The organism is Streptomyces sp. NPDC107581, from assembly GCF_055657175.1.
Genome location: NZ_JBVKBH010000013.1, coordinates 82,650 through 107,347 on the forward strand (window position 1 = coordinate 82,650; position 24,698 = coordinate 107,347).

The 24,698-nt window shown below is 70.3% G+C and carries 25 protein-coding genes; 13 read left to right on the plus strand and 12 right to left on the minus strand.

The features are described 5' to 3' along the window. The first annotated feature begins 87 nt into the window (after nt 1–87). The 5 genes from ACZ7P3_RS29595 (at nt 88) to mutM (ending at nt 4,139) form a co-directional block, all read left to right on the plus strand. Nucleotides 88–1,215, plus strand: a complete 1,128-nt coding sequence (locus tag ACZ7P3_RS29595) for an ATP synthase F0 subunit B (RefSeq protein WP_472086261.1) — start codon at nt 88–90, stop codon at nt 1,213–1,215. Nucleotides 1,216–1,345: 130 nt separating this feature from the next. Beyond that, a complete protein-coding gene (locus ACZ7P3_RS29600; RefSeq protein WP_472086263.1) occupies nt 1,346–1,999 on the plus strand; it encodes a YceD family protein in 654 nt (217 codons plus the stop codon). Between the two features lie 2 nt (nt 2,000–2,001). Next, nucleotides 2,002–2,175: a 50S ribosomal protein L32 gene (rpmF, locus tag ACZ7P3_RS29605; protein WP_003951102.1), complete on the plus strand. Its 174-nt coding sequence runs from the start codon at nt 2,002–2,004 to the stop codon at nt 2,173–2,175. Nucleotides 2,176–2,183: 8 nt separating this feature from the next. Further along, a complete protein-coding gene (gene rnc / locus ACZ7P3_RS29610; protein WP_472086265.1) occupies nt 2,184–3,026 on the plus strand; it encodes a ribonuclease III in 843 nt (280 codons plus the stop codon). A gap of 252 nt (nt 3,027–3,278) precedes the next feature. After that, nucleotides 3,279–4,139 (plus strand): bifunctional DNA-formamidopyrimidine glycosylase/DNA-(apurinic or apyrimidinic site) lyase, encoded by an 861-nt coding sequence (mutM, locus tag ACZ7P3_RS29615; RefSeq protein ID WP_472086267.1) that lies wholly within the window; start codon nt 3,279–3,281, stop codon nt 4,137–4,139. Here the strand turns inward: mutM and ACZ7P3_RS29620 are convergent. Then, nucleotides 4,112–4,522: a winged helix-turn-helix transcriptional regulator gene (locus ACZ7P3_RS29620; RefSeq protein WP_472086268.1), complete on the minus strand. Its 411-nt coding sequence runs from the start codon at nt 4,520–4,522 to the stop codon at nt 4,112–4,114. The genes mutM and ACZ7P3_RS29620 overlap by 28 nt on opposite strands. A 135-nt stretch (nt 4,523–4,657) precedes the next feature. Between ACZ7P3_RS29620 and ACZ7P3_RS29625 the strand changes: the two genes are divergently transcribed. Continuing rightward, the gene (locus ACZ7P3_RS29625; RefSeq protein WP_472086270.1) at nt 4,658–5,242 is read left to right on the plus strand and encodes a flavodoxin family protein; all 585 of its coding nucleotides are present in this window, start codon (nt 4,658–4,660) and stop codon (nt 5,240–5,242) included. A gap of 229 nt (nt 5,243–5,471) precedes the next feature. On the opposite strand, the gene ACZ7P3_RS29630 is transcribed toward ACZ7P3_RS29625, so the two are convergent. The 7 genes from ACZ7P3_RS29630 to ACZ7P3_RS29660 form a co-directional block, all read right to left on the minus strand. Continuing rightward, nucleotides 5,472–5,996: a DUF3566 domain-containing protein gene (locus ACZ7P3_RS29630; protein ID WP_472086271.1), complete on the minus strand. Its 525-nt coding sequence runs from the start codon at nt 5,994–5,996 to the stop codon at nt 5,472–5,474. A gap of 642 nt (nt 5,997–6,638) precedes the next feature. Then, the gene (locus ACZ7P3_RS29635; protein WP_472086272.1) at nt 6,639–7,496 is read right to left on the minus strand and encodes a hypothetical protein; all 858 of its coding nucleotides are present in this window, start codon (nt 7,494–7,496) and stop codon (nt 6,639–6,641) included. Next, a complete protein-coding gene (locus ACZ7P3_RS29640) occupies nt 7,477–7,800 on the minus strand; it encodes a hypothetical protein (protein WP_472086274.1) in 324 nt (107 codons plus the stop codon). The genes ACZ7P3_RS29635 and ACZ7P3_RS29640 overlap by 20 nt, the downstream gene beginning before the upstream one ends. A 114-nt stretch (nt 7,801–7,914) precedes the next feature. After that, nucleotides 7,915–8,370 carry an aldo/keto reductase gene (locus tag ACZ7P3_RS29645; protein WP_472086276.1) on the minus strand — a complete coding sequence of 152 codons (456 nt, stop codon included), beginning with the start codon at nt 8,368–8,370 and terminating at the stop codon, nt 7,915–7,917. Next, nucleotides 8,367–9,551 carry a cupin domain-containing protein gene (locus ACZ7P3_RS29650; RefSeq protein WP_472086278.1) on the minus strand — a complete coding sequence of 395 codons (1,185 nt, stop codon included), beginning with the start codon at nt 9,549–9,551 and terminating at the stop codon, nt 8,367–8,369. The genes ACZ7P3_RS29645 and ACZ7P3_RS29650 overlap by 4 nt, the downstream gene beginning before the upstream one ends. A 19-nt stretch (nt 9,552–9,570) precedes the next feature. Then, nucleotides 9,571–9,702, minus strand: a complete 132-nt coding sequence (locus ACZ7P3_RS29655) for a hypothetical protein (protein ID WP_267883507.1) — start codon at nt 9,700–9,702, stop codon at nt 9,571–9,573. Between the two features lie 169 nt (nt 9,703–9,871). Next, nucleotides 9,872–10,099 carry a hypothetical protein gene (locus ACZ7P3_RS29660; protein WP_472086279.1) on the minus strand — a complete coding sequence of 76 codons (228 nt, stop codon included), beginning with the start codon at nt 10,097–10,099 and terminating at the stop codon, nt 9,872–9,874. Between the two features lie 246 nt (nt 10,100–10,345). On the opposite strand from ACZ7P3_RS29660, the gene ACZ7P3_RS29665 reads away from it, so the two are divergent. Both ACZ7P3_RS29665 and ACZ7P3_RS29670 read left to right on the plus strand, forming a co-directional pair. Beyond that, a complete protein-coding gene (locus tag ACZ7P3_RS29665; RefSeq protein WP_472086498.1) occupies nt 10,346–11,128 on the plus strand; it encodes a helix-turn-helix domain-containing protein in 783 nt (260 codons plus the stop codon). Between the two features lie 517 nt (nt 11,129–11,645). Next, nucleotides 11,646–12,455: a class I SAM-dependent methyltransferase gene (locus ACZ7P3_RS29670; RefSeq protein ID WP_472086281.1), complete on the plus strand. Its 810-nt coding sequence runs from the start codon at nt 11,646–11,648 to the stop codon at nt 12,453–12,455. 155 nt (nt 12,456–12,610) lie between these two features. On the opposite strand, the gene ACZ7P3_RS29675 is transcribed toward ACZ7P3_RS29670, so the two are convergent. Beyond that, a complete protein-coding gene (locus ACZ7P3_RS29675) occupies nt 12,611–13,747 on the minus strand; it encodes a CAP domain-containing protein (protein WP_472086283.1) in 1,137 nt (378 codons plus the stop codon). Nucleotides 13,748–13,940: 193 nt separating this feature from the next. Here ACZ7P3_RS29675 and ACZ7P3_RS29680 point away from each other — a divergent pair, with 193 nt between their 5' ends. The 4 genes from ACZ7P3_RS29680 to ACZ7P3_RS29695 all read left to right on the plus strand — a co-directional run bounded on the left by ACZ7P3_RS29680 (nt 13,941) and on the right by ACZ7P3_RS29695 (nt 20,298). Then, nucleotides 13,941–14,222, plus strand: a complete 282-nt coding sequence (locus ACZ7P3_RS29680) for an acylphosphatase (protein ID WP_472086284.1) — start codon at nt 13,941–13,943, stop codon at nt 14,220–14,222. Nucleotides 14,223–14,604: 382 nt separating this feature from the next. Continuing rightward, the gene (locus ACZ7P3_RS29685; protein WP_023546484.1) at nt 14,605–14,808 is read left to right on the plus strand and encodes a hypothetical protein; all 204 of its coding nucleotides are present in this window, start codon (nt 14,605–14,607) and stop codon (nt 14,806–14,808) included. A 288-nt stretch (nt 14,809–15,096) separates the two neighbouring features. Further along, entirely contained in the window at nt 15,097–18,645 is a 3,549-nt protein-coding gene (gene smc, locus ACZ7P3_RS29690) for a chromosome segregation protein SMC (RefSeq protein WP_472086286.1), read from the plus strand. Between the two features lie 234 nt (nt 18,646–18,879). Further along, nucleotides 18,880–20,298 carry a sugar porter family MFS transporter gene (locus ACZ7P3_RS29695; RefSeq protein WP_472086288.1) on the plus strand — a complete coding sequence of 473 codons (1,419 nt, stop codon included), beginning with the start codon at nt 18,880–18,882 and terminating at the stop codon, nt 20,296–20,298. Between the two features lie 117 nt (nt 20,299–20,415). On the opposite strand, the gene ACZ7P3_RS29700 is transcribed toward ACZ7P3_RS29695, so the two are convergent. The 3 genes from ACZ7P3_RS29700 to ACZ7P3_RS29710 form a co-directional block, all read right to left on the minus strand. Further along, the gene (locus ACZ7P3_RS29700; protein ID WP_472086290.1) at nt 20,416–20,649 is read right to left on the minus strand and encodes a hypothetical protein; all 234 of its coding nucleotides are present in this window, start codon (nt 20,647–20,649) and stop codon (nt 20,416–20,418) included. A 178-nt stretch (nt 20,650–20,827) separates the two neighbouring features. Next, nucleotides 20,828–21,799, minus strand: coding sequence for an LLM class flavin-dependent oxidoreductase (locus ACZ7P3_RS29705; protein WP_472086291.1), 972 nt, complete (start codon nt 21,797–21,799; stop codon nt 20,828–20,830). 54 nt (nt 21,800–21,853) lie between these two features. Beyond that, nucleotides 21,854–23,302 (minus strand): cytosine permease, encoded by a 1,449-nt coding sequence (locus ACZ7P3_RS29710; protein WP_472086293.1) that lies wholly within the window; start codon nt 23,300–23,302, stop codon nt 21,854–21,856. A gap of 172 nt (nt 23,303–23,474) precedes the next feature. On the opposite strand from ACZ7P3_RS29710, the gene ftsY reads away from it, so the two are divergent. Further along, the gene (gene ftsY, locus ACZ7P3_RS29715) at nt 23,475–24,686 is read left to right on the plus strand and encodes a signal recognition particle-docking protein FtsY (protein ID WP_472086295.1); all 1,212 of its coding nucleotides are present in this window, start codon (nt 23,475–23,477) and stop codon (nt 24,684–24,686) included. The last annotated feature ends 12 nt before the right edge of the window (nt 24,687–24,698 follow it).

The window sequence follows — 24,698 nt, forward strand, 5'->3', positions numbered from 1 at the left end:
GCCGTCACCCGGTGTCCGGCGGTCACCTCAGGGCCGTACAGTCGTCCCGTCCGTCTCCAACACAGCTGTAGAGAGTGGCGAGCACAGGTGGACGTCCAGAAAAAGCTCGACGAGATCGTCTCCGCGGTCTCCGGCGCCCGGTCCATGCCCATGTCGGCGTCATGCGTGGTCAACCGCGCCGACCTGCTCGCACTGCTCGAAGAGGTGCGCCAGGCCCTGCCGGGCTCCCTCGCGCAGGCGCAGGAACTGATCGGTGACCGCGAGCAGATGGTCGAGCAGGCCCGCCAGGAGGCCGAGCGGATCATCGGCAACGCCCACGCCGAACGCGGCTCGCTGATCTCCGACACCGAGATCGCCCGGCGCTCCCAGGCCGAGGCCGACCGGATCCTGGCCGAGGCCCGCAGGGAGGCCGAGGAGGTCCGCGCCGAGGCCGACGACTACGTCGACTCCAAGCTCGCCAACTTCGAGGTCGTGCTCACCAAGACCCTCGGCTCGGTCGGCCGCGGCCGCGAGAAGCTGCTCGGCACCGGGCCCGGCCTGGACGAGAACGGCTACGAGGACGAGGACGCCCCCGAGCGCAGCCAGGACCCGGAGACCCTGCGCCACGACGCCGACGCCTACGTGGACGTCAAGCTGGGCGCCTTCGAGGCGGTCCTGGCCAAGACCCTGGAGGCCGTCGGCCGCGGCCGGCAGAAACTGCACGGCCGGATCGCCAGCGACGACCTCGGCGCCCTCGCCGACGACACCACGACCTTCCAGCACTCCAGCGACGCCGACTACCTCGCCGACCTCGCGGCCCTCGCCGACACCCCGGCCGAGCGCCCGGCGCAGCCGCCTCAGCCCCAGGCCCAGCCGCCGCAGCAGCCGTCGTACGAGCCGCAGCCGGCGTACGCCCCCGCCGCCGGCTACGCCCAGGCGGGCGGTGCCCCGGTCCAGCAGCAGCCCGACCCGTACGCGGGCTTCCCGCAGCAGCAGGACTACGCCCAGCACGACCCGTACGGCTATCAGCAGGCCGACCCCTATTCCTCCACCGCCGGCTACGCCCAGGCGGGCGGTGCCCCCTTCCAGGGCTACGACCCGCAGCAGGCCGCCTACGAGGCCCAGCAGGCCCAGCAGGCCCAGCAGGGCTATGCCCTCGACGAGACCAGCCTCTTCGACACCGGCATGATCAGCGCGGAGCAGCTGCGGGCCTACGAGCAGGGCCGCGGCCTGTAGCCACCACCGGATTGGGCCCTGAGCGAAAGGTCCAGTATCCTGGCTGTTCGGTCGCGTGTACGTCCGCGATCACCGCTGCCCGCAACACCGACGGGCGGCGTCCCCTCGAGTTCAAAGATCGAAAGCAGGAATGGCCTCCAACGCCCGCCTCGACCACCGCAACCCCCTCGTGTTCGATACGCACGAGCTGGGTCGGCGTCCTGGCGCGCTGCAGCGCCTGACCCGCACGATCGACGCCCCCCGGGACCTCGGTATCCAGGGAGTCATCGGGGTGCCGGAAGGCGCCCCGCTGGAGCTCGACCTCCGGCTCGAGTCGGTCATGGAAGGGGTGCTCGTCACAGGCACCGCCCGTGCACAGGCCGAGGGGGAGTGCGTAAGGTGTCTGGAGCCGGTCGGGCTGGAGCTCGAAGCGGACTTCCAGGAGCTGTTCTCGTACCCTGACGCCGACGACCGGGGCCGCGTGATCGCGGAACCGGGCGACGACGCCGAGGACGACGAGGACAGGTTCTTCCTCGAGGACGGACTCTTCGACCTCGAACCTCTGCTGCGCGATGCGGTGGTGCTCGCACTGCCGATGCAGCCGGTGTGCCAGGACGACTGCCTGGGCCTGTGCTCCGAGTGCGGAGCGCGGCTCACGGACGACCCGGACCACCACCACGACGCCGTCGACATCCGTTGGGCGGCACTGCAGGGACTCGCCGGTTCGCTCGAACCCGGCGAGAAGGACGAGATGAGCGGCGACGGGCCAGGATCAGCTTCCGCCGCCGAGAAGCAGGAGAAGTAGCCGTGGCTGTTCCGAAGCGGAAGATGTCGCGCAGCAACACGCGCCACCGCCGGTCGCAGTGGAAGGCTGCGGTCCCCACCCTGGTTGCGTGCGAGCGCTGCCACGAGCCCAAGCAGCAGCACATTGCGTGCCCGTCTTGCGGCACCTACAACAAGCGCCAGGTCCTCGAAGTCTGAGCGGGCTGGTGAGAGGCACTGTGTCCAGTCCCAAGAAGGCGGAAGACGCCAAGGCGGACGCACCCGCCAAGAAGAAGGCGGACAACCAGGCCTCGTCCCATACGCTCCTGGAAGGGCGGCTCGGCTACCAGCTCGAGTCCGCCCTTCTGGTGCGCGCGCTGACCCACCGTTCCTACGCGTACGAGAACGGCGGTCTGCCGACGAACGAGCGGCTGGAGTTCCTCGGGGACTCCGTGCTCGGCCTCGTCGTCACGGACACGCTGTACCGTACCCACCCCGACCTGCCCGAAGGCCAGCTGGCCAAACTGCGGGCCGCGGTGGTCAACTCGCGTGCGCTGGCGGAGGTCGGACGTGGCCTCGACCTGGGCGCCTTCATCCGGCTCGGCCGTGGTGAAGAGGGCACGGGCGGCCGGGACAAGGCGTCCATCCTTGCCGACACCCTGGAAGCGGTGATCGGCGCGGTCTATCTCGACCGGGGCCTCGAAGCGGCGTCCGAGCTGGTGCACCGGCTCTTCGACCCGCTGATCGAGAAGTCCTCGAACCTCGGAGCCGGCCTGGACTGGAAGACCAGTCTCCAGGAGCTCACCGCGATCGAGGGGCTCGGCGTGCCCGAGTACCTGGTCACGGAGACCGGACCCGACCACGAGAAGACCTTCACTGCTGCTGCCCGCGTCGGAGGCGTCTCGTACGGCACCGGCACCGGCCGCAGCAAGAAAGAGGCGGAGCAGCAGGCCGCCGAGTCCGCCTGGCGGGCCATCCGGGCCGCGGCGGACGAGCGTGCCAAGGCGGCCGAGGAGGCCGCGACGGCCGAGGAGGCCGTCACGGACGACACGTCGTCCACGCCCGCCTGAGTGAGCACACCCGAGCGCCCGCCCCGTAGTCACCGGGGGCGGGCGCTCGGCTCATCCGCGGCGGGCACGAGTAAGGGGCGCCGACGCCGAGGCGTGCACGCCCTGCCCGGGGCACGGGCAAGGGGCGCGGGCGCCGAGGCGTGCACGTCCTGCGGTCTCACGGCCGGCGGCCGGCTTGCCGGGCCCGGCTGCCGGAACGCTCCGCGCCGGCGCTACGCTGCCGTTGCCCCGCACAACTGCCCGAGGAGCCCTGTGCCCGAGTTGCCCGAGGTCGAGGTCGTCCGGCGCGGTCTGGAGCGGTGGGTCGCCCATCGCACCGTGGCCGAGGTCGAGGTGCTGCATCCCCGTGCCGTGCGCCGGCACGTCGCGGGCGCGGACGACTTCGCGCACCGGCTCAAGGGCCACCACATCGGCACACCCAGCCGGCGCGGCAAGTACCTGTGGCTGCCGCTGGAGGAGACCGACCAGTCCGTCCTCGCCCACCTCGGCATGAGCGGCCAGCTGCTGGTCCAGCCGCAGGACGCCCCTGACGAGAAGCATCTGCGCATCCGCGTCCGGTTCGCCGACGGCCTGGGCACCGAGCTGCGCTTCGTGGACCAGCGGACCTTCGGCGGTCTGTCGCTGCACGACAACACCCCCGACGGCCTGCCCGACGTCATCGCGCACATCGCCCGGGATCCCCTGGACCCCCTGTTCGACGACGAGGCCTTCCACCGGGCCCTGCGCCGCAAGCGCACCACCATCAAACGGGCCCTGCTCGACCAGTCCCTGATCAGCGGGGTCGGCAACATCTACGCGGACGAGGCCCTGTGGCGCGCCCGCGTCCACTACGAGCGTCCGACGGCGACCTTCACCCGCCCGCGTACGGCCGAACTCCTCGGCCACGTCCGGGACGTCATGAACGCGGCCCTCTCCGTCGGCGGCACCAGCTTCGACAGCCTGTACGTCAACGTCAACGGCGAATCGGGCTACTTCGACCGGTCCCTGGACGCGTACGGCCGCGAGGGCCTGCCTTGCAAACGCTGCGGCACCCCCATGCGCCGCCGCCCCTGGATGAACCGGTCCAGCTACTTCTGCCCCAGGTGTCAGAGGCCGCCGCGCGTCTCGTCGTAGCGCGCACGGGCGGCGAGGACGTCGTCCATGGCGCCCTCCACGCAGTGGATGAGGGCGAGCAGCCGTTCGGCGACCTGGTGGCCCAGGGGGGTCAGGTCGTAGTCCACGCGGGGCGGGTTGGTCGGCTGGGCCTCGCGGTGGACCAGTCCGTCGCGCTCCAGTGCGTGCAGGGTCTGGGACAGCATCTTTTCGCTGACTCCGTCGACCCGGCGGCGCAGCTCGTTGAAGCGCAGCGATCCCTCGTACAGCGCGCCGAGCGTCAGTCCGCCCCAGCGGCCGGTGACGTGCTCCAGCGTGCCGCGCGACGGGCATGCCTTGGCGAACACGTCGTAGGCGAGGTCGTCCTGGTCCCGGGCGTCGGTCAGGTCCTGGGTGCTGGTCATGGGGCAAGGGTACGCGAGCGCAGCGCTAACCGATGGGTTGCACTATCTAGAAGTTAGTGCTTTCCTGGGGTTGCTGCTTCCGAGCTGCCCGTTCGGGTCCATCGTGTTATTCGCCTGCTTCTAGGAGCGATCATCGTGACCACCCCTGTCGTGTCCATCGCCTACCACTCCGGCTACGGCCACACCGCCGTGCTCGCCGAGGCCGTCCGCGCCGGTGCCGCCGAGGCCGGTGCCGAGGTTCACCTGATCAAGGTCGACGAGATCACCGACGAGCAGTGGGAGACGCTGGACCGCTCCGACGCGATCGTCTTCGGCTCGCCCACCTACATGGGCACCGCGTCCGGGGCCTTCCACGTCTTCGCCGAGGCGTCCTCCAAGCGCTGGTTCGGCCAGGACTGGAAGGACAAGCTGGCGGCCGGCTTCACCAACTCCGGCTCCAAGAGCGGCGACAAGCTGCACACCCTGCAGTTCTTCCAGATACTCGCCGGTCAGCACGGCATGCACTGGGTCAACCTCGGCCTGCACCCGGGCTGGAACAACAGCGAGGCCAGCGAGCACGACCTCAACCGCCTCGGCGTCTTCGCCGGCGCGGCGGCTCAGACCAATGTGGACGAGGGCCCGGAGGGCGTGCACAAGGCCGACATCGCCACGGCCGAGCACCTGGGCCGCCGGGTGACGCAGACCGCGCAGGTGTTCGCGCGGGGTCGCGCCACCGCGTGACGGACCCGGCGCCCTGCGGGCTGCCTCAGTAGCCGAAGAAGCGCAGGGCCGGGTCTGTGACCTGCGACCCTGCGCCCAGCCGACGCTGCAACCCGCGACTTGGCCGTCGGTGGTTGCAGCGTCGGTCGTCGTTGAGTGCCCTCCGGCGGCCCGGGGACGGCCCCGGGACCATTCCGCGGCCGTCGCAGTTTGGAAGATCGAGTATGCGGTCGACCGATGAGCTGGGAGGTCACTCCATCGAGATCGGAGACGGCGCTTCTTGCGGATCCTGCGCCTGTTCTTCCTGGGTTCCTGCCGGTGTCGGATCGCTGAGATCGTCGGCCAGGGTCACTTTGACACCGCCGTTGAACCGCGCGGTGTAGTTGTGCATGAAGCCGTACAGACATGCCACGGCGGTGCCCAGGAGGACGTCCAGTGCGACGACCGCGGTGGCGATGATCAGCGTCTGCGACGGTGTCGGCCCCTCGCCCGGGGCCACGATGTCCAAAATCACCGACGTGGAGAGCACGGCGCCGAGGACGCACACCCCCAGGCCCCCCAGGAAGAGGAAGCTCATCAGCGTGACCGACCAGGGGTTGGTCTCGGATATGCGCATGCGGAGGGACCGGCGCGGGGGGGCGTGCGGGAGGGTGCGATCACCGGTCGGCGCCGGCCGCGGCGACTCGGGTCCGGGTGCCGTCACGATGCGGGACGCGATCCTCGGCGTCCGCTTACGAGCCGTGCTGAGGGTCCTGCTGCGCTTGGTTCGGCTCATGTCCACTCCCTGGCTGGCCCCCACCTGCGACGTTATGTGCAGGTGGGCGGCCGCGCACCCCCGACGATGACGGTGAGTGAACGGGAGCGCGCCGACCTCGGCGCGCAGGGAACACAAGCGGCGTCAGTCCGCCCCGATGTCCGGCCGTTGCCGGACCACGGCCCTCGACGCCAGGGCCCCACGTGCGGAGCGAGGTGGGACAGAGCGGGCGTGACCCGCGGATTCTCCGGCCTGTTGGCTCCACTTCAGGCGTCGGCATCTTCGTGAGCGGTCGGTTCAGGGCGCGGGGGCTGCGTCGACAAGCCGCGTCCTGCGCACGTTCCGCGAGTCACCGTGGGTTCAAGTCCCACACTCACCTCAGCAGGTCAGAGAAGGTGCTGATCAGAAGGGTGTCCCGGCCAAGGGCACCCCTTCGGCATGCGGTCCTGTCTCACCCTGACCCGCCCGTGTACCGCTTTGGATCATGGTGTGTGGACCAGGCGTGGACCATGGTTTGTCGGACCACAAGATGCTGACCTGTGCTTATGCGGCGGTGGGAGAGCCTGTGGCTTGTCGGCATCAAATGCCGGAGATGGGGCGGGAGTTGACGCAGCTGAGCCCCAGCGCGGAGGGGTGCGCTGGGGCTTGTGCGGGAGGCGACGATCAGGCGGTCGGACGGGCGGGGGAGGGGGCCGGAGGACGGACCCCCGTCAGGTCCTCAGCGCGTTGGCGCAGGAGCGGGGCCAGCTCGACGTACCAGCCACGGCCCACGGCCTGGAGCATCTCGGCGAGGGCGATCTGTTCGCCGATTCGGCCGCCGGGGGTGTCGAGGACGTGGGCGAACTCGGCACGGATGCGGTCGGCGACGGCGGGGACGCGGAGGCTGTTCACGTAGAGCATCGCGGGGTCGTAGCCGACGGGGACGGCGCCCCAGCGTTCCCAGTCCAGAATGACGAGGGGATCGTGGGTGAGGTTGGCCCACTGAAGGTCGGCGTGCCCGGTAACGCGTTCTGTGATGGCCGGGGCGGCGATCCCCAGGAATTCAGGGAAGACCCGGTCGGCCCAGGACTGGCGGATGGTCTCGCGGGGCGGTTCGGCGGTGCTGAGGGTGTCCAGGCTCTCCCGCAGGGTCGTCCACCAGGAGTCCGGCAGGCCCGGATCTTCGGTGAGATCGGGCGTTTCCGGCGAGATGACGGGCTGGGCGATGTAGTCGATCAGCTCCGCTTCGAAGACGTACTCGCCGCCGTCCCAGCGGTACCGGTCGTGGAGGTGAGGGCGGGACACCTTGTCGGACACTCGTTCCTCGGCGAGGGCGATCCCTTCGTTCCGGGTGGCGGGGGTCTTGGCTGCCTCGCCGCAGTGGACGCGGAGCCAGTGGCCGCCCTCGGTGCAGCTGCCGATGGTGCGGCCGAGCCATCCCCAGGCCGGCGCCCCCGTCGTCGTGGTGGACAGGCGGGCAGCGGCGTGGGCCAGGGCGTCCTCCATACGTGCCCGGGTGGTCTCATCCTTGGGCGAGTACATCGGTGACCTTCCTGAGGTGGCCCGGGTCGAGCGGGGCGGCAATGGTGGCCTTTGCGGCGGCCCAATGGGGAGCGGTGCCAGCAGACAGCAGTACCACGTCCAGGCTCGGGCAGGAGGCCGCAGCGAGGAGACCGGCGGTGCCTGGCGAGGCCCCCGGGCGGATGAACTCGGCGAGTTCGGGCGTGATGAGGCCGGGCAGTTCGCCGCCGTGCAGAGGCGAGGAGCCGAAGGTGATCAGGCCCGCCGCACGGGCCAGGACGAGAGGGCCCCTGCCGTCGAGGGCGAGGGCGATCGGCCTTGCCATGACGAGGCTAACCGGCTGTTGGACGGCCCTCAGGTGATGTTCACCCGAACCAGCGGCCTCGATGGCCAGACCCAGGAGTTCGGATACGGAGAAGGCGTCGTGCTGAAACCCCGATCAGGTGGCCACGCCGTACCCGCCGATCCTGCCCGTGGCAGCGAACTCCTCCAGCGCCGCGAACACATCACGAAGCGCCGGATGAAGCTCCGTGGGGCAGAGGCCGGCGTGCTCCGGGTTGTGGACGAACACGAGGTCGATCCGGCCGAGAGCGGCCAGGGACCTTTCCGTCTGCCAGCGGACGAAGCCGGGGCCGAGGCTGTGTCCGGCCCGGACCTGGGCGCCGGTGAGGAGCCCGGCTCGAAGAGCAGCCGCGCCTTCATCCGGGGCGAAGAAGCCTGTCTTCGTCGCCACCATGGCGCGCGGGTGGTCGGCGATGACGGTGCCGAGCGCCTGGTGGGCGCTGCCGTAGTTGGGGGCGGTGTCAATCCACACGAGCCCGTCGGCGCACGCGGTGCGGGCCGCCCGTTCAACGACGCGCACCCGGTACGTCCCCAGTCCCAGCGAAGCGGTCATGAGGAACCCCCGACCACGGCGACCGCCTGACCGGCAACCAGCGCGGAGACGACCTCTGCCACCTGCACGAGAGTGAGATCGGACTCGGCGGCCAAGTCCGCGAGGGTGGCCGGCGGTCCACCAGCGAGGAGGCGGAGAACCGGGGCGACGGGGAGGGCGAAGGTCCACTCGTTCCCCGCCCCGGCGAAGGTCACGGCCTGGTCGTCCTGGCCGATGCGGGCACGGGGCACGGTGGCCTGCACGGTGATGCCCGCTTCGGCAGGAACGGCGGCGAGGTGGGGCAGCGACAGGCGCGGGCGCCCGGGGTGTGTGGCGTCCAGGGAAGTTTCCCAGCGGTCCAGAACCGCAGGGTCGTCCAGGGCGGCCAGTACGTCCTTTCGTACGGCAGCCAGGTAGTCCGCCCGCTCCTCCGAGGTGCCGAAACGCGGTACGTCCGCCCGGACGTTCACGCTCGCCCTGAGGTCGTCGCACAACCAGCCCAGGAACTCGGCGCCGGTCTGGGTGGCGAGTCCGAAGGTGAGGTGGAGGGATGTGGTGCCCTGGTCGGCGCTCACGGCGTGCCACCAGCCGCGCGGGAGATAGAGCAGGTCGTCGGGCGTCAGGAGGATGTCCGCGACCGGTTCGCCGGTCGGGGCCTCGGGTGCTTTCACGTCGCGCCAGGCGGGGGCCTGGCGGGTGGGGCCGTAGATCTTCCACCGCTTGGAGCCTTCGAGCTGGAGTACCACCACGTCGTGGTCGTCCCAGTGGGTGCCGAAGGCTTCCTCGGCGGTCCACGAGGCGTACGCGTTGACCTGTACAGGGGTGCGGAAGAACCGTTCGAGGCCGGCCGCGGCTTCCCGGACGGGCGGGTGGATCTGGTCGATCGCGTCGATGACCAGGGACGCGCCCTCGGCAAGCCGGGCGTGGAACTCTGCAGGCTGCGGCTGGTACCAGGGCACCCCGCGACGGCTCGTGCGGAGGATCGAGTACGCGGTGGCGGGGACGGCTTCCCCGGCACGGGAGAGCCGCATCCGAGGCGGTTCGAGTCGGTGAGCGGCCACGATCTCATTGAGATCATCCCAGGCCAGCAGCGCGGGGTGGGCGGTGCCATTGGAGCGGATCACTTTGTGGGCCCGGAAGCACGTCTGGGCGAGGAACGTGTCCCCGCCCAGACGCTCGGCCCACGATGCGGAATCAATCACCGTGGGTCTCCTCGGTCGATCAGGTGTCGTTCATGTCCGACTTGCCGCCGGTGTTGTCCGAGGCTTCCTCGGCACGCGAGCGGGCCGCGGCGATGCGGCGGACACCGATCAGCAGGCCGCTGGTCTGCTCGGTGGGAGCGTTCTCGTTCATCCCGTACTCCTTCCTGATCTCGATGGGTCCCCGTCGGGGGCCCGGCGGGGAATCTGTGGGTCAGCTCCCGGGGTCTCCGGCTACGGCCAGGGTGACCATCAGGACGCCGACGGCGACGAATACAGGAGGACGGCGAGCTGTTGGCGCCAGCCCCAAGGGGCGTGTGCGGTCAGCCGCGTTCCAGGCTGGAGGGGTCCTCGACCACCCACTCCACCCCACCGCCCTCCGGCCGGGCGAAGACGGTGTTCTGCATGACCACGCAGGTCTTCGGGTCCTCGAACTCGCCGATGAACTGCACGATGCCGGTACGGCCGCTCAGCGGGTCGCGGATGAGGGTGCCTTCGCTGACCCAGCCGGGCACGGTCTGACGCTGACGAATACGGCTCTTGGTGGACACTGCGCCTCTCCTCGGTCTCGTTCGGGCACTGCACTCCGGGGACACAGCGGGCCGCAGGTGTGACGTTTCGGACGTACCTACGGCCCGCTGCGAGGGGGAGACCGCCCCTCCGGGCGGCTGAGATCAGTCAACTCCGCTGGCCAGACGCCCAACAGGGCATTCCGCTAGGCATGTTGAAGGCACGCGCAAGGCAGAGATTCCCGCTACGCTTTCGCCGCCCCGACTCGACCAGCGGACGGCGGGATGATGGCGAACGCAGCTCTCCGTAGACTCAGGAACGCCCAGCGATGGACTCAGACCCAGGTCGCGGAGCGCGTCTGCGCTCAGGTCCAGGTCACCACCGGGCGGGACCCGGAGCTCGATGCGAACTGGGTATCCCGCCTTGAACGTGGAGCCATCACATGGCCTTCCGGTGACTACAGAGCCGCCCTGTGCGCGGTGTTCCAGGTCGCCGGCGAGGCGGACCTGGGTCTCTACCCGAAGGGGTCCGCCGCACCGGAAGGAACGCCGGCCGCAGAGGCTCTACCTGGTGATGTCCGACCCCTGGCCGCCGATACGGAGCTGTCCGCCCGGCTGGCTCGGCATGCGGCGGAGACCAACGTCAACGCCCTCGTACTGGAGCAGTTCGACGCTGACGTCGAACGACTCGCCCGGGACTTCGTCAGCCGGCCTCTCTCCCTCCTGGTCCCGGAGATCCGCACGGCTCGGGGCGAGGTGTACCGGTTACTGGGGGCCGACAGCACCCCAGCCAGACCCGTCACCTGTACGTGGTCGCGGGGTGGCTGTCCGGTCTTGCGGCGCATGTCTCGCTCGACCTGGGGGACCGCTCCGCCGCAGCTACCCATGCCCGCGCCGTGGTGCAGTGCGCGGAGATCTCGGAGCACTCACAGTTACGCGCATGGGCACGGTCGTTCCAGTCACTGGCCGCCTACTGGGCGGGGGACTACCGGCGGGCAGGAGACCTTGCGCAGGCCGGGCAGAACGAGGGTCGAGGCCCCGGCACGGGAACGATCAAGGTCCGGCTGCTGAGCTTGGCGGCACGTGCCCGCGCAGCCGAAGGGGACAACCACAGTGCACTGCGGATGCTTGCACTGGCCCATGAGGCACGGGGCACTGCAGGACCCGACGAGTTGCCCGGGGTCTTCTCGTTTCCCGAGGCCAAGCAGTGGGCCTACGCCGGTACCACCCTGTTGGCCGTCGGGGGCGACGAGCAGCTCCGGCAGGCCATAAGCGCGTCCGATCGCGCCGTGGAGCTGTACCAGGCCAGGCCTGAAGGCGACCGCTCCCCAGGCGATCTACAGGCCGCCCACCTGGACCTGGCCACGGCATACCTTGCCAGCGGTGAGGTCGAGGGAGCCGGCGCGAAGCTCTCGGAGGTGTTCACCGCCGAGGGATACACAGCGAGCATCACCATCAGGCTCCGCAGTCTGGCCGCACTCCTCGGAAGCGAGCCGTACCGTGGCGCACAGTCGGCAGTCGATCTCCGCGCGCACATTCACGAGGTGACCGTCCGGCCCGCTCTCGCCAGCAACCCCACGGAGCCCCGATGGCCGCCCATCCCACGCATGATCATTTGGTCACCGATCGCAGCCTTCTTTCCACCAAGGCGTACGGCACGGGTCAGCACCTGGCCGCCCGCCAGTCCCTCTACCAATGGCAGACCCCTAGCCATGATCTTCCGGGCATCGTCGTGAACGAGCTTGCCGGCATACGCGGTGCGGTCGCGGACGTGGGTTGCGGTAACGGGAAGTTCGTTGCCCGGGTGCGGGCGGACCGTCCCGACCTGGCCGTGCTCCCTATGGACCTGTCTCACGGCATCCTCGGTGCCATCCCGGGAGCCGTCGTCGCGGACGTGCAACAGCTTCCCATCGCCGATGGAGCCCTCGGCGCCGTCCTTGCGCTGCACATGCTGTACCACGTGGAGGACCAGGCCCAGGCAGTGCGGGAGCTGGGCCGAGTACTGGCGCCCGGCGGTATCGCGATCGTCTCCACCAACAGCGGGACCGACAAGCTGGAACTGGAACACCTTTGGCGCCAGGCCGCGGGCGACGTGCTGGGCATCCAGGAAGGGCCGGCCCGGGTGCAGCTGTCGGCCCGCTTCACCTTGGAGGACGCGCCGGCGATCCTCGGTACGGTCTTCGGCGAGATCCGCACGATCCCCCTCTCCGGGGTGATCGAGGTGACCGAGGCTGAACCGGTTGTCGCGCACTTGGCCTCGTACGAGGCATGGGCGGACAAGATGGGCGTTCCATTCCCGGAGACGATCGAGCGCGCGCGAGAGCGGGTCAACGAGGCCATTGGGGCAGAAGGCGCTTTTCGCGTCACCTGCCTGGGCGGCATACTCATCTGCCGATGAGTCCTGTCACCACGCAGCCCGTACACGCACCCGATGCCGTCGAGCGTGACCCGAACCCCGGCCGCCGTCGGTCGCGTCTTCGGGAACGCCGAAGGTCCGGAAGACGGCCCCGAGGCGGACCGGAGCGGCGCCGAGGTATCTGACCTGCGGTTGTCTCAGTAGCCGAAGTCCTGCGTCCACCAAGGACCTCCCGGGCCGAAGTGCACGCCGACGCCGAGGGTCTTGAAGTCGCAGTTCAGTATGTTGGCGCGGTGGCCGGGGCTGTCCATCCAGGCCGCCATCACGGCCGCCGCGTCCGCCTGGCCGCGGGCTATGTTCTCGCCGCCGAGATCGGTGACGCCCGCCTTCGCGGCCCGGTCCCACGGAGTCGCCCCGTCCGGGTCGGTGTGGTCGAAGAAGTCCCGCGCGGCCATGTCGCCGCTGAAGGACTCGGCCAGCTTGGTCAGCGTGGAGTTCGCCGACAGCGCGGTGCAGCCGACCTTCGCCCGCTCCTCGTTGACGAGCTTCAGCACCTCCGTCTCGGCGGCGGCCTCCGTCGAGACCGTCACCGGTGCGGAACCCGCCGTCGGCGCCTTGGTCGCCGTACGCGACGGCCGGGGCGTGGACCGAGCGGCCCTGTCCGTCGGCCGCGGCTTCGGCGTCGCCTTCTGCGAGGGCTTCTCCGTGCGCGTGGGAGAGGCCGGGGCGGAAGGGGAGGGCGGGGCGGAGGGGGAGGAGGAGACCGGGGAGGAAGGGGAGGCGGGCGGGGTCGGTGACGCCGAGTGCCCGGTGTTCCGGCTCGTGGGCGAGCCGCTGTGGCCCGGACCGGTCACGCTGCCGGAGGTGCCGCCCTGCTCGGCGGCCGTGTTGGACGGGGAGCCCGCGGCCTGCACCCGGTCGCCGCCGGCGGCGTGCGTACTGCCGCCGAGCTGGTACTTCTCCAGGCCGGGCACCGCGCCCGTGGCCACGGCGATCGTGCCGAGGGCGACGGCGGCGGAGACACCGAGCAGACCGGTGCGCACCGGCTTGGCCATCCTGCTCCGGTGCCGGTGGTCCCGGGACGGGCCGCCGTCCGGGGTGAAGCCGCCGTCGCCGGTGGCGCCCGGCGACGGCTGGGCCTCCATCGCGTACAGGTAGGCGGAGCTGCGGGCGTTGGCCTCGGTGTACGCCTCCGGGTTCAGGTAGGGCGCGATGCCCCTGGGCGCGTGTCCACCCGCGTACGCGTCCTGTGCGTCCTCGCTGCCCGTGGCCGGGCCGTGCGTGTGGGCGGCCCCCGTGGCGCGGCCGGCGGCGGAGCGACGGTGGCGTCCCATGTCCTTGCCCTCTTCCTCGTCCTCGCGGTGTCCTCGCGGTCGGCCCGGCGCCGTGATGGCGCGTGACTCCTTCTGGCCAACCCGACTCACTCGATCGAGCGAGTTTCAAATGGGATTCATTGGGTTCGGACGGTACCGCATGCCGTCGGGGGAGGAAGTGTTCCAAATGACATCGGCCGGTTAGGTTGCACCCATGAGCGAGGATGTACGGCTGGTCGCCTGGGTGCGCGGACGCGTCCAGGGCGTGGGTTTCCGCTGGTTCACACGTGCGAAGGCACTGGAGATAGGCGGCCTGAGTGGTTTTGCTCTCAATCTGGGTGACGGCCGCGTCCAGGTCGTCGCGGAGGGCGCGCGCGAGGGATGCGAAGGACTGCTGGACTGGCTCCAGGGCGACGACACGCCCGGGGCCGTGGCCGGTGTCACCGAGATCTGGGACACACCCCGCGGTGGCTACGACGGCTTCGCCATCCGCTGAGTCGTTTCTGTAAAGCCCTGCAGGCCGGTGCCTGGTGAGCTGCCCCGGGCACATGCTCGAAGCAGAAACGTCCTGGTGGTTGCCAAGAAGAGCACGGCATGGCAGGCTCCGCTGGTACAGCTGATCGTCACGCCCTGAGGGCCCCGCAGGAGACGCAGCACCGCCGCTCGAAGGCCGTGCGCCCCGGGTTTGCCCGTCAATACAGGGCGTGATCGTGTTGACCGTCAAACTTTTTGGTGAGACGCTGAAAGCCCCGCGCACCTTAGCTGTTTGGCATGTAAGAACGGCAGAGCAACACTCGAGTGTGCCAAGCACCGCGGGTGCGAATCCCTCACGACCCACACCGCATCGGTCGGTCACTCAGTGTGGAGGACCATCCATCATGGCAAAGGCGCTTCTCGGTTACGTCGGCGGCTCCGACCCTCGACTCCTCGCCGAGATGCGACGGCTGCAGCAGCGTGTCCAGGACCTGGAGTCCGAGCTGGTACGGATCCAGGCGGAGAATGACGCGCTGACGGCTGCCGCCTCTCAGGACAGGATCATGGAGAGCATCGACGCACACCAGGCGGAGCCTGCGCTCACCTGATCGCTGCATCGCTCCACGACAGCAGTCGCAGCGGTTGGGCTGCCCGTATCAACCGCACAGTTGTCAGATTACGGAATCCCCGTTGTCAGAGTTGCAAGGGACGCTTCGGCGTCCCTTCTTTCTTTCCCCCGCGCATCCTTTCACCCTCTTTAACGTTTGGTGTGCCCTGCAAGTTCAACGGTGAAACCGTGGGTGTGGGGCGGCTGTCCGTCGGCGGCGTCCCAGTCTCCGGGAACGGTTGCGAGTGTTCGTGGAGTGGGATAGCGGCGGCAGGTAGAGTCCAGCGGCGTGCACCTCAAGGCCCTGACCCTCCGCGGGTTCAAGTCGTTCGCATCGGCGACCACGCTCCGGTTCGAACCGGGGATCACATGTGTCGTCGGCCCGAACGGCTCGGGCAAGTCCAATGTCGTGGACGCGCTCAGCTGGGTCATGGGCGAGCAGGGCGCCAAGTCGCTGCGCGGCGGCAAGATGGAGGACGTCATCTTCGCCGGCACCACCGGCCGCCCGCCGCTGGGCCGCGCCGAGGTGTCCCTGACCATCGACAACTCCGACGGGGCGCTGCCCATCGAGTACGCCGAGGTCACCATCACGCGGATCATGTTCCGCAACGGCGGCAGCGAGTACCAGATCAACGGCGACACCTGCCGTCTCCTGGACATCCAGGATCTGCTGTCCGACTCCGGTATCGGCCGCGAGATGCACGTCATCGTCGGCCAGGGCCAGCTCGACTCCGTGCTGCACGCGGACCCGATGGGCCGCAGGGCCTTCATCGAGGAGGCCGCGGGTGTACTCAAGCACCGCAAGCGCAAGGAGAAGGCGCTGCGGAAACTGGACGCGATGCAGGCCAATCTCGCGCGCGTGCAGGACCTCACCGACGAGCTGCGCCGCCAGCTGAAGCCGCTCGGCCGCCAGGCGGCGGTCGCGCGCCGGGCCGCCGTCATCCAGGCCGACCTCCGCGACGCGCGCCTGCGGCTGCTCGCCGACGACCTCGTACGGCTGCGCGGGGCGCTCAAGGCCGAGATCGCCGACGAGGCCGCGCTCAAGGAACGCAAGGAAGCCGCCGAGCAGGAACTGAAGAAGGCGCTCCAGCGCGAGGCCCTGCTGGAGGACGAGGTACGCCGGCTCACCCCGCGCCTGCAGGGTGCCCAGCAGACCTGGTACGAGCTGTCCCAGCTGGCCGAGCGGGTGCGCGGAACCATCTCGCTGGCCGACGCCCGGGTCAAGAGCGCCACCTCGGCACCCCCCGAGGAGCGCCGCGGCCGCGACCCCGAGGACCTGGAGCGCGAGGCGGCCCGCATCCGTGAGCAGGAGGCCGAGCTGGAGGCCGCACTGGAGGCCGCCCAGCGTGCCCTGGACGACACGGTCGCCCACCGTTCCGAACTGGAGCGCGAGCTGGCGGTCGAGGAACGCCGGCTGAAGGACGTCGCCCGCGCCATCGCCGACCGCCGCGAGGGACTGGCCCGGCTCTCCGGCCAGGTCAACGCGGCCCGCTCACGCGCCGCCTCCGCCCAGGCGGAGATCGACCGGCTGGCCGCCGCCCGCGACGAGGCCCAGGACCGCGCGGCCTCGGCCCAGGAGGAGTACGAGGCGTTGAAGGCCGAGGTCGACGGCCTCGACGCGGACGACGTGGACCTCGCCGAGCAGCACGAGGCGGCCAAACGGCGGCTCGCGGAGGCGGAGGCCGCGCTCGGCTCGGCCCGCGAGGCGGCCACCGGGGCCGAACGCAGGCGCGCCGCGACCCAGGCCCGCCACGAGGCGCTGGCGCTGGGCCTGCGCCGCAAGGACGGCACCGGCATACTGCTCGGCGCCCGGGACCGCCTGACCGGAGTCCTCGGCCCGGCGGCGGCACTGCTCACGGTGGCCCCGGGCCATGAGGTGGCGCTCGCCGCCGCTTTCGGCGCGGCGGCCGACGCGATCGCCGTGACGAACCCGGCATCGGCGGCCGAGGCGATCCGGCTGCTGCGCAAGCAGGACGGAGGGCGTGCGGCACTGCTGCTCGCGGGCCCCCCGGCCCCCGAGGTGCCCCGCCCCGTCGGCCAGGCGTATGCGGCCGATCTGGTCGGCGGCCCCGCTGAACTCATGCCCGCCGTGCGGCGGCTGCTGCACGGGATCGTCGTCGTGGGCACGCTCGAAGACGCCGAGGACCTCGTCTACGCCCACCCCGACCTCACCGCCGTCACCGCCGAAGGCGATCTGCTCGGTGCGCACTTCGCGCACGGTGGGTCGGCCGGGGCGCCCAGCCTGCTGGAGGTGCAGGCCTCCGTGGACGAGGCCGCGGCGGAGCTGGAGGAGCTGGCCGTGCGTTGCGAGGAACTGGGCGAGGCCCAGCGCGCGGCGGCCGAGCGGCGCGTCGAGGCCGCCGCGCTCGTGGAGGAGCTGGGCGAACGGCGCCGGGCCGCCGACCGGGAGAAGTCGGCCGTGGCCCAGCAGCTCGGCCGGCTCGCCGGGCAGGCGCGAGGGGCCGCGGGGGAGGCCGAGCGGTCGGCCGCGGCGGCCGCACGTGCGCAGGAGGCGCTGGAGACGGCCGCGCAGGATGCCGAGGAGCTGGCCGAGCGGCTGGCCGTCGCCGAGGAGATGCCGGTCGAGGAGGAACCGGACACCTCGGTACGGGACCGGCTCGTCGCCGACGGTGCCAACGCCCGGCAGACCGAGATGGAGGCCCGCCTTCAGGTCCGTACGCACGAGGAGCGGGTCAAGGGTCTCGCCGGACGGGCCGACGCGCTGGACCGGGGCGCCCGCGCGGAGCGCGAGGCACGCGCGCGTGCCGAGCAGCGGCAGGCCCGGCTGCGGCACGAGGCCGCCGTCGCCGAGGCCGTCGCGGCCGGCGCCCGGCAGCTGCTCGCCCATGTCGAGGTGTCTCTCGGCCGGGCCGAGCAGGAGCGGGCCGCCGCCGAGGCCGCCAAGGCCGTGCGCGAGCGGGAGCTGACCGCGGCGCGCACCGCAGGGCGCGAACTCAAGTCCGAGCTGGACAAGTTGACGGATTCGGTGCACCGGGGCGAGGTGCTCGGCGCCGAGAAGCGGCTGCGGATCGAGCAGCTGGAGACCAGGGCCCTGGAAGAACTGGGCGTGGAACCGGCCGGGCTCGTGTCCGAGTACGGCCCGCACCAGCTCGTGCCGCCCTCCCCGCCCGCCGAGGGGGAGGTGCTGCCGGAGGACCCGGAGCATCCCCGCAATCAGCCGAAGCCGTTCCTCCGCGCCGACCAGGAGAAGCGGCTCAAGGCCGCCGAGCGGGCGTATCAGCAGCTGGGCAAGGTCAACCCGCTGGCGCTGGAGGAGTTCGCGGCCCTGGAGGAGCGGCACAAGTTCCTCAGCGAGCAGCTCGAAGACCTGAAGAAGACCCGCGCCGACCTGCTCCAGGTGGTGAAGGAGGTGGACGAGCGCGTCGAGCAGGTGTTCACCGAGGCCTACCGGGACACGGCCCGCGAGTTCGAGGGCGTGTTCGGCCGGCTGTTCCCGGGCGGTGAGGGACGGCTGATCCTGACCGATCCCGACAACATGCTCACCACGGGCGTCGACGTCGAGGCGCGTCCGCCGGGCAAGAAGGTCAAGCGGCTCTCCCTGCTCTCCGGCGGCGAGCGGTCCCTGACCGCCGTCGCGCTGCTGGTGTCGATCTTCAAGGCGCGGCCGAGCCCCTTCTACGTCATGGACGAGGTCGAGGCCGCCCTCGACGACACCAACCTCCAGCGGCTGATCCGGATCATGCAGGAGCTGCAGGAGGCCTCGCAGCTGATCGTGATCACGCACCAGAAGCGCACGATGGAGGTCGCCGACGCGCTGTACGGCGTCTCCATGCAGGGCGACGGTGTGTCAAAGGTCATCTCGCAGCGGCTGCGATAGGAGCGGTTCCGGCAACCGGCCGCCGTTCACGACTTGTTCAAGAAGTGAACACAACTCCCGCGGGCATATCTCAAAGCTCACAGCAGTTGAACTATTGACTTCGAAACTTGAAGGCATAGTCTCTGCAACGTTGCTTTTACCTTCAGGTGTGAGCGGTGCGGACGTGTGCGCCACTTGAATCCTGGAAGGGCTCACCCCCACCCGGCAGCGTTGCCGGTGGCCCGAGGAGAAGACGTGACCAGCACAGCGCAGGCACCCCAGCCAGGAGCCGGGACGGCTCACCCCGAACATCTCGGGCATGTCATCTTCATCGCGGCGGCAGCCGCGATGGGCGGTTTCCTCTTCGGCTACGACAGCTCCGTGATCAACGGCGCCGTCGAGGCCATCCGGGACCGTTACGACATCGGCTCCGCCGCGCTGGCCCAGGTCATCGCCATCGCCCTGATCGGCTGTGCGATAGGCGCCGCGACCGCCGGCCGCATAGCCGACCGGATCGGCCGCATCCGCTGCATGCAGATCGCCGCCGTGCTGTTCACCATCAGCGCCGTCGGCTCGGCGCTGCCGTTCGCGCTGTGGGACCTCGCGTTCTGGCGCATCGTCGGCGGCTTCGCCATCGGCATGGCCTCGGTCATCGGCCCCGCCTACATCGCCGAGGTCGCCCCGCCCGCCTACCGCGGCCGCCTCGGCTCCTTCCAGCAGGCCGCGATCGTCATCGGTATCGCCATCTCGCAGCTGGTCAACTGGGGTCTCCTCAACGCCGCCGGCGGTGACCAGCGCGGCAAGCTGATGGGCCTGGAGGCCTGGCAGGTCATGCTCGGCGTCATGGTCGTCCCGGCCGCCCTGTACGGCCTGCTCTCCTTCGCGATCCCCGAGTCCCCCCGCTTCCTGCTCTCGGTCGGCAAGCGCGAGCGCGCCAAGGAGATCCTCGCCGAGGTCGAGGGCAAGGGTTCCGACCTGGACGCCCGCGTCGCCGAGATCGAGCACGCGATGAAGAGCGAGCACAAGTCCACCTTCAAGGACCTGCTCGGCGGAGGCTTCTTCTTCAAGCCGATCGTCTGGGTCGGTATCGGCCTGTCGGTCTTCCAGCAGTTCGTCGGCATCAACGTCGCGTTCTACTACTCCTCGACGCTGTGGCAGTCGGTCGGCGTCGACCCGGCGGACTCGTTCTTCTACTCCTTCACGACGTCGATCATCAACATCGTCGGCACCGTGATCGCGATGATCTTCGTGGACCGCATCGGCCGCAGGCCGCTCGCCCTCATCGGCTCGGTCGGCATGGCCGTCGGTCTGGCCCTGGAGGCCTGGGCGTTCTCGTACCACCTGGTGGACGGCAAGCTGCCCGCGACCCAGGGCTGGGTGGCCCTGATCGCCGCCCACGTGTTCGTCCTCTTCTTCGCCCTGTCCTGGGGTGTGGTCGTTTGGGTCATGCTCGGCGAGATGTTCCCGAACAAGATCCGCGCCGCCGCCCTGGGCGTGGCCGCCGCCGCGCAGTGGATCGCCAACTGGGCCATCACCGCGAGCTTCCCGTCGCTGGCCGACTGGAATTTGTCCGGCACCTACGTGATCTACACGGTCTTCGCCGCGCTCTCCATCCCGTTCGTCCTCAAGTTCGTCAAGGAGACGAAGGGCAAGTCCCTGGAGGAGATGGGCTGAGCAGCCCCCTGGACTCGGGGAGAAGGGCCAAGTCCCCGCTGCCCCTCTCCTCGTACCGTCCGCCGCCCCCGGCCCGGCCACTGCCCGGACCGGGGGCGGCGGTGCTGTGTGCGGCGGTCACCAGATGAGGACGCGGGCTCCGAGCCGCCGGGCGCGCAGGGTGGCCGACTCGATGTTGTCCAGACGGCTCTCGATCCCCGACGGATGCTCCCCGAGCGCCGCGGCGATCATGTCCAGGTGGGCGCGGAGCAGGGCGATCTCCTCCAGGAAGCCGGGCAGTTCCTCGGTCGGGACCTCCATCCATTCGCCGTCCGGCAAGGGAAGGTAACGGGCACCCAGCGAGCGCACCACGTCCGATCCCCACACCTTCCAGCGTCAGGACTCGAATCCGGCCGAGTCGTTGCACCCCTCGGGCACGTCGAGCACGTCGAACTCGCCGTTCGGTCCCCGGACGACCACGTCCACACAAAGACTCATGGCCCAGTGGAACACCGCCGGACCCGGCCGGACCACCGGATATCGACGCAGCTCAGCCCCCCAGCGCCGGGACCACCTGCTCCGCGAACAGCCTGAGGCTGCGCCACCCCTCCTCCACCGGCATCCCGCCCGCCAGCGGATGCAGCACGAGACTGTCCAGGCCCTGGGCCGCGCACTCCTGCGGCGTGAGGATCCGGTAGACGCCCTCCGCGCGCAGCTCCTCGACCGTCGTGGCGGCCGACTTCACCGCCGACCTGATCTCACCGGACTGCCAGGCGGCGTAAGTCCGCGCCTCGTGCAGGAAGTGCCCGCCGTACTCGGCCCATGCCCGGTCCGGATCCTCGGCGACGTGCAGCAGCGGGGTCTCGGCCGCGGGCATCATCGTCCAGCCCTCGGTGCCGTACTGCGTGAGCTGCTCCTTGTAGTACGCCTCCAGCTCCGGCAGGTGCGCGCTTGGGAAGAACGGCAGGCCGAGCCGGGCGGCCCGGCGGGCGGCGGCCCTGGAGGAGCCGCCGACCAGGAGCAGGGGGTGCGGATCGGTGCAGGGGCGCGGGGTGAGCCGTACCGTACGGCCCCGGTAGGTGAACTCCTCGCCGGTCCACGCCTTCAGCAGGGTCTCCAGCAGCTCGTCCTGGAGCCGGCCCCGTCGCTTCCAGTCGACGTCGAACAGGGCGTACTCCTCGGGCCGGTAGCCGATGCCGGCGACCGTCACCAGCCGGCCGCCGCTGAGCAGATCCAGCACCGCGATCTCCTCGGCCAGCCGCAGCGGGTCGTGCAGCGGGCCGATCACCGCCGACACCGTGACCGCGATGTTCCGGGTCGCCCCGAACACCGCGCCCGCGAAGGCGAACGGCGAGGGCAGCCAGTTGTTGTCGGCGCCGTGGTGCTCCTCCGTCTGCACGGTGGTGATCCCGTGCTCGTCCGCGTACGCGGCCATCTCCAGGGCGGCCCGGTAGCGGGCGGCGAGGGAGGCGGGGGTGGCGCCGGGTGCGACGAGGTTGAAACGTACGACCGTGACGGGCATGGGAAGTCCCCCTCCGGTAGGACTCGGTGGAGGGGGACGGTAGCTGACAGTGCGTCAGACGGCCAGGGGTTCGGGCTCCTCCGCCGGCTGCCCGGCCGCGGGGCTCACCACCGCCGGCTTCGGCAGGGCCAGGTACAGCAGGCCCGAGATCACGATCGTGGCGACCCAGCCGAGGCCGTACTCGCCGATGACGTTGTTCTTCGCGAGCGGGCCGGTGAACCAGTCCGAGGTGGTGAACATCAGGCCCGCCACCAGGCCGATCGCCCAGGCGGCCACCGCGGCCGGGGAGAAACCGCCCCGGTACCAGTAGGCGCTGGTGCGGGTGGTGTCGCTCATGGCCCGGCCGTCGTACTCGGTCCGGCGGAACATGTCCGCGCCGAAGACGCCGACCCAGGCGGAGAAGGCCACCGCGAGCAGCGACAGGAAGGCGATGAACGAGCCCAGGAAGCTCGTCGCCACCAGCATCAGCACACCGCCGAAGACCAGCGAGATCACCGCGTTGACCGAGACCGCCCAGTGGCGCGGCACCTTGAAACCGAGGGTCTGCGCGGTGAAGCCCGCCGAGTACATCGACATCGAGTTGATCAGGAGCATGCCGATCAGCGCGATCAGCAGGTACGGGACCGCGATCCAGGTCGGCAGGATCTCGCCGAGGAAGGAGACCGGGTCGGAGGCCGAGGCCAGGTCCGGCGTGGAGACCGCCATCACCACGCCCATCAGCACCATCGGCAGCACGACGATCCCGGCGCCGCCGACCGCCGTGCCCACGATCGCCTTCGAGGACGCGGTGCGCGGCAGATAGCGGGTGAAGTCCGGGGCGGTCGGGATCCAGCTGACGCCGCCCGCCGCGATCATGCCGATGCCGGTGATCACCGCGGCCGTGGACCCGGCGCTGTGGTCCATGACCTTCGACCAGTCGGTGTTCACGGCCAGGTACACCAGGACGAGGACCGAGAAGACGCCGAAGAAATAGGTCGCGTACTTGTTGCACTTCTGCACGGCGTTGATGCCGAGGCCGGAGATCGCGAACGTCGCGACGACGAAGACCAGCAGCATCACGATATCCAGCACGCTGTTCGCCTTGATGCCGAGCACGATGTCCAGGATGGTGAGCATCGCGTAGGCGCCGGTCACCGCGTTGATCGTCTCCCAGCCCCAGCGGGCGACCCAGATCAGCGAACCGGGCAGCAGGTTGCCGCGCTGCCCGAAGACCGCGCGCGACAGCGCCATGCCCGGCGCCCCGCCCCGCTTGCCCGCGATGCCGATCAGTCCGACCAGGCCGTACGACACGACCGGCGCGGCGACCGCGACGACGAGCGCCTGCCAGATGTTGAGGTGGTACGCCACCACGAGGCTCGCGCCCATGGTGAGCAGCAGCACGCTGATGTTCGCGCCGACCCAGGTGGGGAACAGCTCACGGGTTCTCGCCGTGCGCTCGTGGTCCGGTACCTGCTCGATGCCGCGGGTTTCGAGAGCGCCTTCGGTCTCGGCTGTCTTGCTCATGAAAGAGGGGTGCCTCAGGGTGGGGGGACAGGGGACGTCCGGACTCTACGCGCGTTGACGGAGTCGGTGCCATCGTACTTTGATCCGACTCATACCGTACAGGGGCCTTTGTCCCTCGGAGGAAGCCACAATCAGGGTCCCGTCGGAACGCATGGCCGATACTGGTCGGGTTATGGAAACCGTCATCCTTGCTGTAGTCATCGCCGTGGTCGTGCTCGGTGCGCTCGGCGGGCTGGTCATCGGCAGCCGGCGCCGGAAGCCGCTGCCCCCGCCTCCGCCCACGACGCCCGACATCACCGCGCCCCCGGCCGAGCCGCACGTCGGCGACGAGGCCGAGACGCCGCGCGACGAACCGCGCCGGACCATCGAGGAGGTGGACCTCCCGGGCGGTTCGGCACCGGTCGCCGTGGAGGAGCCTCCCGCCGGCCCGGCCGTCGAAGCGCCCGAGATCGAGATCCCGGAGCCCACCGCGGGCCGGCTGGTCCGCCTGCGCACCCGCCTGTCCCGCTCCCAGAACGCCCTCGGCAAAGGTCTGCTCACGCTGCTGTCCCGTGAGCACCTCGACGAGGACACCTGGGAGGAGATCGAGGACACGCTGCTCACCGCCGATGTCGGCGTGCAGCCCACCCAGGAGCTGGTCGAGAACCTGCGCGAGCGCGTCAAGGTACTCGGCACCCGCACCCCCGACGAACTGCGCGGTCTGCTGCGCGATGAGCTGCTCAAGCTCGTCGGCACCGACGTCGACCGCACGGTGAAGACCGAGCCCGAGGACCGCAAGCCCGGCATCGTGATGGTCGTCGGTGTCAACGGCACGGGCAAGACCACCACCACCGGCAAGCTCGCCCGTGTTTTGGTCGCCGACGGGCGCACCGTCGTCCTGGGCGCCGCCGACACCTTCCGGGCCGCCGCCGCCGACCAGCTCCAGACCTGGGGCGAGCGCGTCGGTGCCTACACCGTGCGCGGGCCGGAGGCCGGCGACCCCGCCTCCGTCGCCTTCGACGCGGTCAAGGAGGGCAAGGAGATGGGGGTCGACGTCGTCCTCATCGACACCGCCGGCCGCCTGCACACCAAGACCGGCCTCATGGACGAGCTGGGCAAGGTCAAGCGCGTGGTCGAGAAGCACGCGCCGCTGGACGAGGTGCTGCTCGTCCTGGACGCCACCACCGGCCAGAACGGTCTGGTGCAGGCCCGGGTGTTCGCGGAGGTCGTGAACATCACCGGCATCGTGCTGACCAAGCTGGACGGCACGGCGAAGGGCGGCATCGTGGTCGCGGTCCAGCGCGAGCTGGGCGTCCCGGTCAAGCTGGTCGGTCTCGGCGAGGGCGCGGACGATCTTGCGCCGTTCGAGCCGGAGGCGTTCGTGGATGCCCTTATCGGTGACTGACCGCCGTGGGGC

Coding starts and splice junctions, on each gene's coding strand:
- ACZ7P3_RS29680 (WP_472086284.1), top strand. CDS start 13,941: ATGAGCGAGGATGTACGGCTGGTCGCCTGGGTGCGCGGACGCGTCCAG.
- ACZ7P3_RS29635 (WP_472086272.1), bottom strand. CDS start 7,496: ATGTACTCGCCCAAGGATGAGACCACCCGGGCACGTATGGAGGACGCC.
- ACZ7P3_RS29655 (WP_267883507.1), bottom strand. CDS start 9,702: ATGAACGAGAACGCTCCCACCGAGCAGACCAGCGGCCTGCTGATCGGT.
- ACZ7P3_RS29675 (WP_472086283.1), bottom strand. CDS start 13,747: ATGGGACGCCACCGTCGCTCCGCCGCCGGCCGCGCCACGGGGGCCGCC.
- ACZ7P3_RS29620 (WP_472086268.1), bottom strand. CDS start 4,522: ATGACCAGCACCCAGGACCTGACCGACGCCCGGGACCAGGACGACCTC.
- ftsY (WP_472086295.1), top strand. CDS start 23,475: ATGGAAACCGTCATCCTTGCTGTAGTCATCGCCGTGGTCGTGCTCGGT.
- ACZ7P3_RS29630 (WP_472086271.1), bottom strand. CDS start 5,996: ATGAGCCGAACCAAGCGCAGCAGGACCCTCAGCACGGCTCGTAAGCGG.
- ACZ7P3_RS29640 (WP_472086274.1), bottom strand. CDS start 7,800: ATGGCAAGGCCGATCGCCCTCGCCCTCGACGGCAGGGGCCCTCTCGTC.
- ACZ7P3_RS29670 (WP_472086281.1), top strand. CDS start 11,646: ATGGCCGCCCATCCCACGCATGATCATTTGGTCACCGATCGCAGCCTT.
- ACZ7P3_RS29645 (WP_472086276.1), bottom strand. CDS start 8,370: ATGACCGCTTCGCTGGGACTGGGGACGTACCGGGTGCGCGTCGTTGAA.
- ACZ7P3_RS29600 (WP_472086263.1), top strand. CDS start 1,346: ATGGCCTCCAACGCCCGCCTCGACCACCGCAACCCCCTCGTGTTCGAT.
- ACZ7P3_RS29685 (WP_023546484.1), top strand. CDS start 14,605: ATGGCAAAGGCGCTTCTCGGTTACGTCGGCGGCTCCGACCCTCGACTC.
- ACZ7P3_RS29710 (WP_472086293.1), bottom strand. CDS start 23,302: ATGAGCAAGACAGCCGAGACCGAAGGCGCTCTCGAAACCCGCGGCATC.
- ACZ7P3_RS29665 (WP_472086498.1), top strand. CDS start 10,346: ATGGCGAACGCAGCTCTCCGTAGACTCAGGAACGCCCAGCGATGGACT.
- ACZ7P3_RS29705 (WP_472086291.1), bottom strand. CDS start 21,799: ATGCCCGTCACGGTCGTACGTTTCAACCTCGTCGCACCCGGCGCCACC.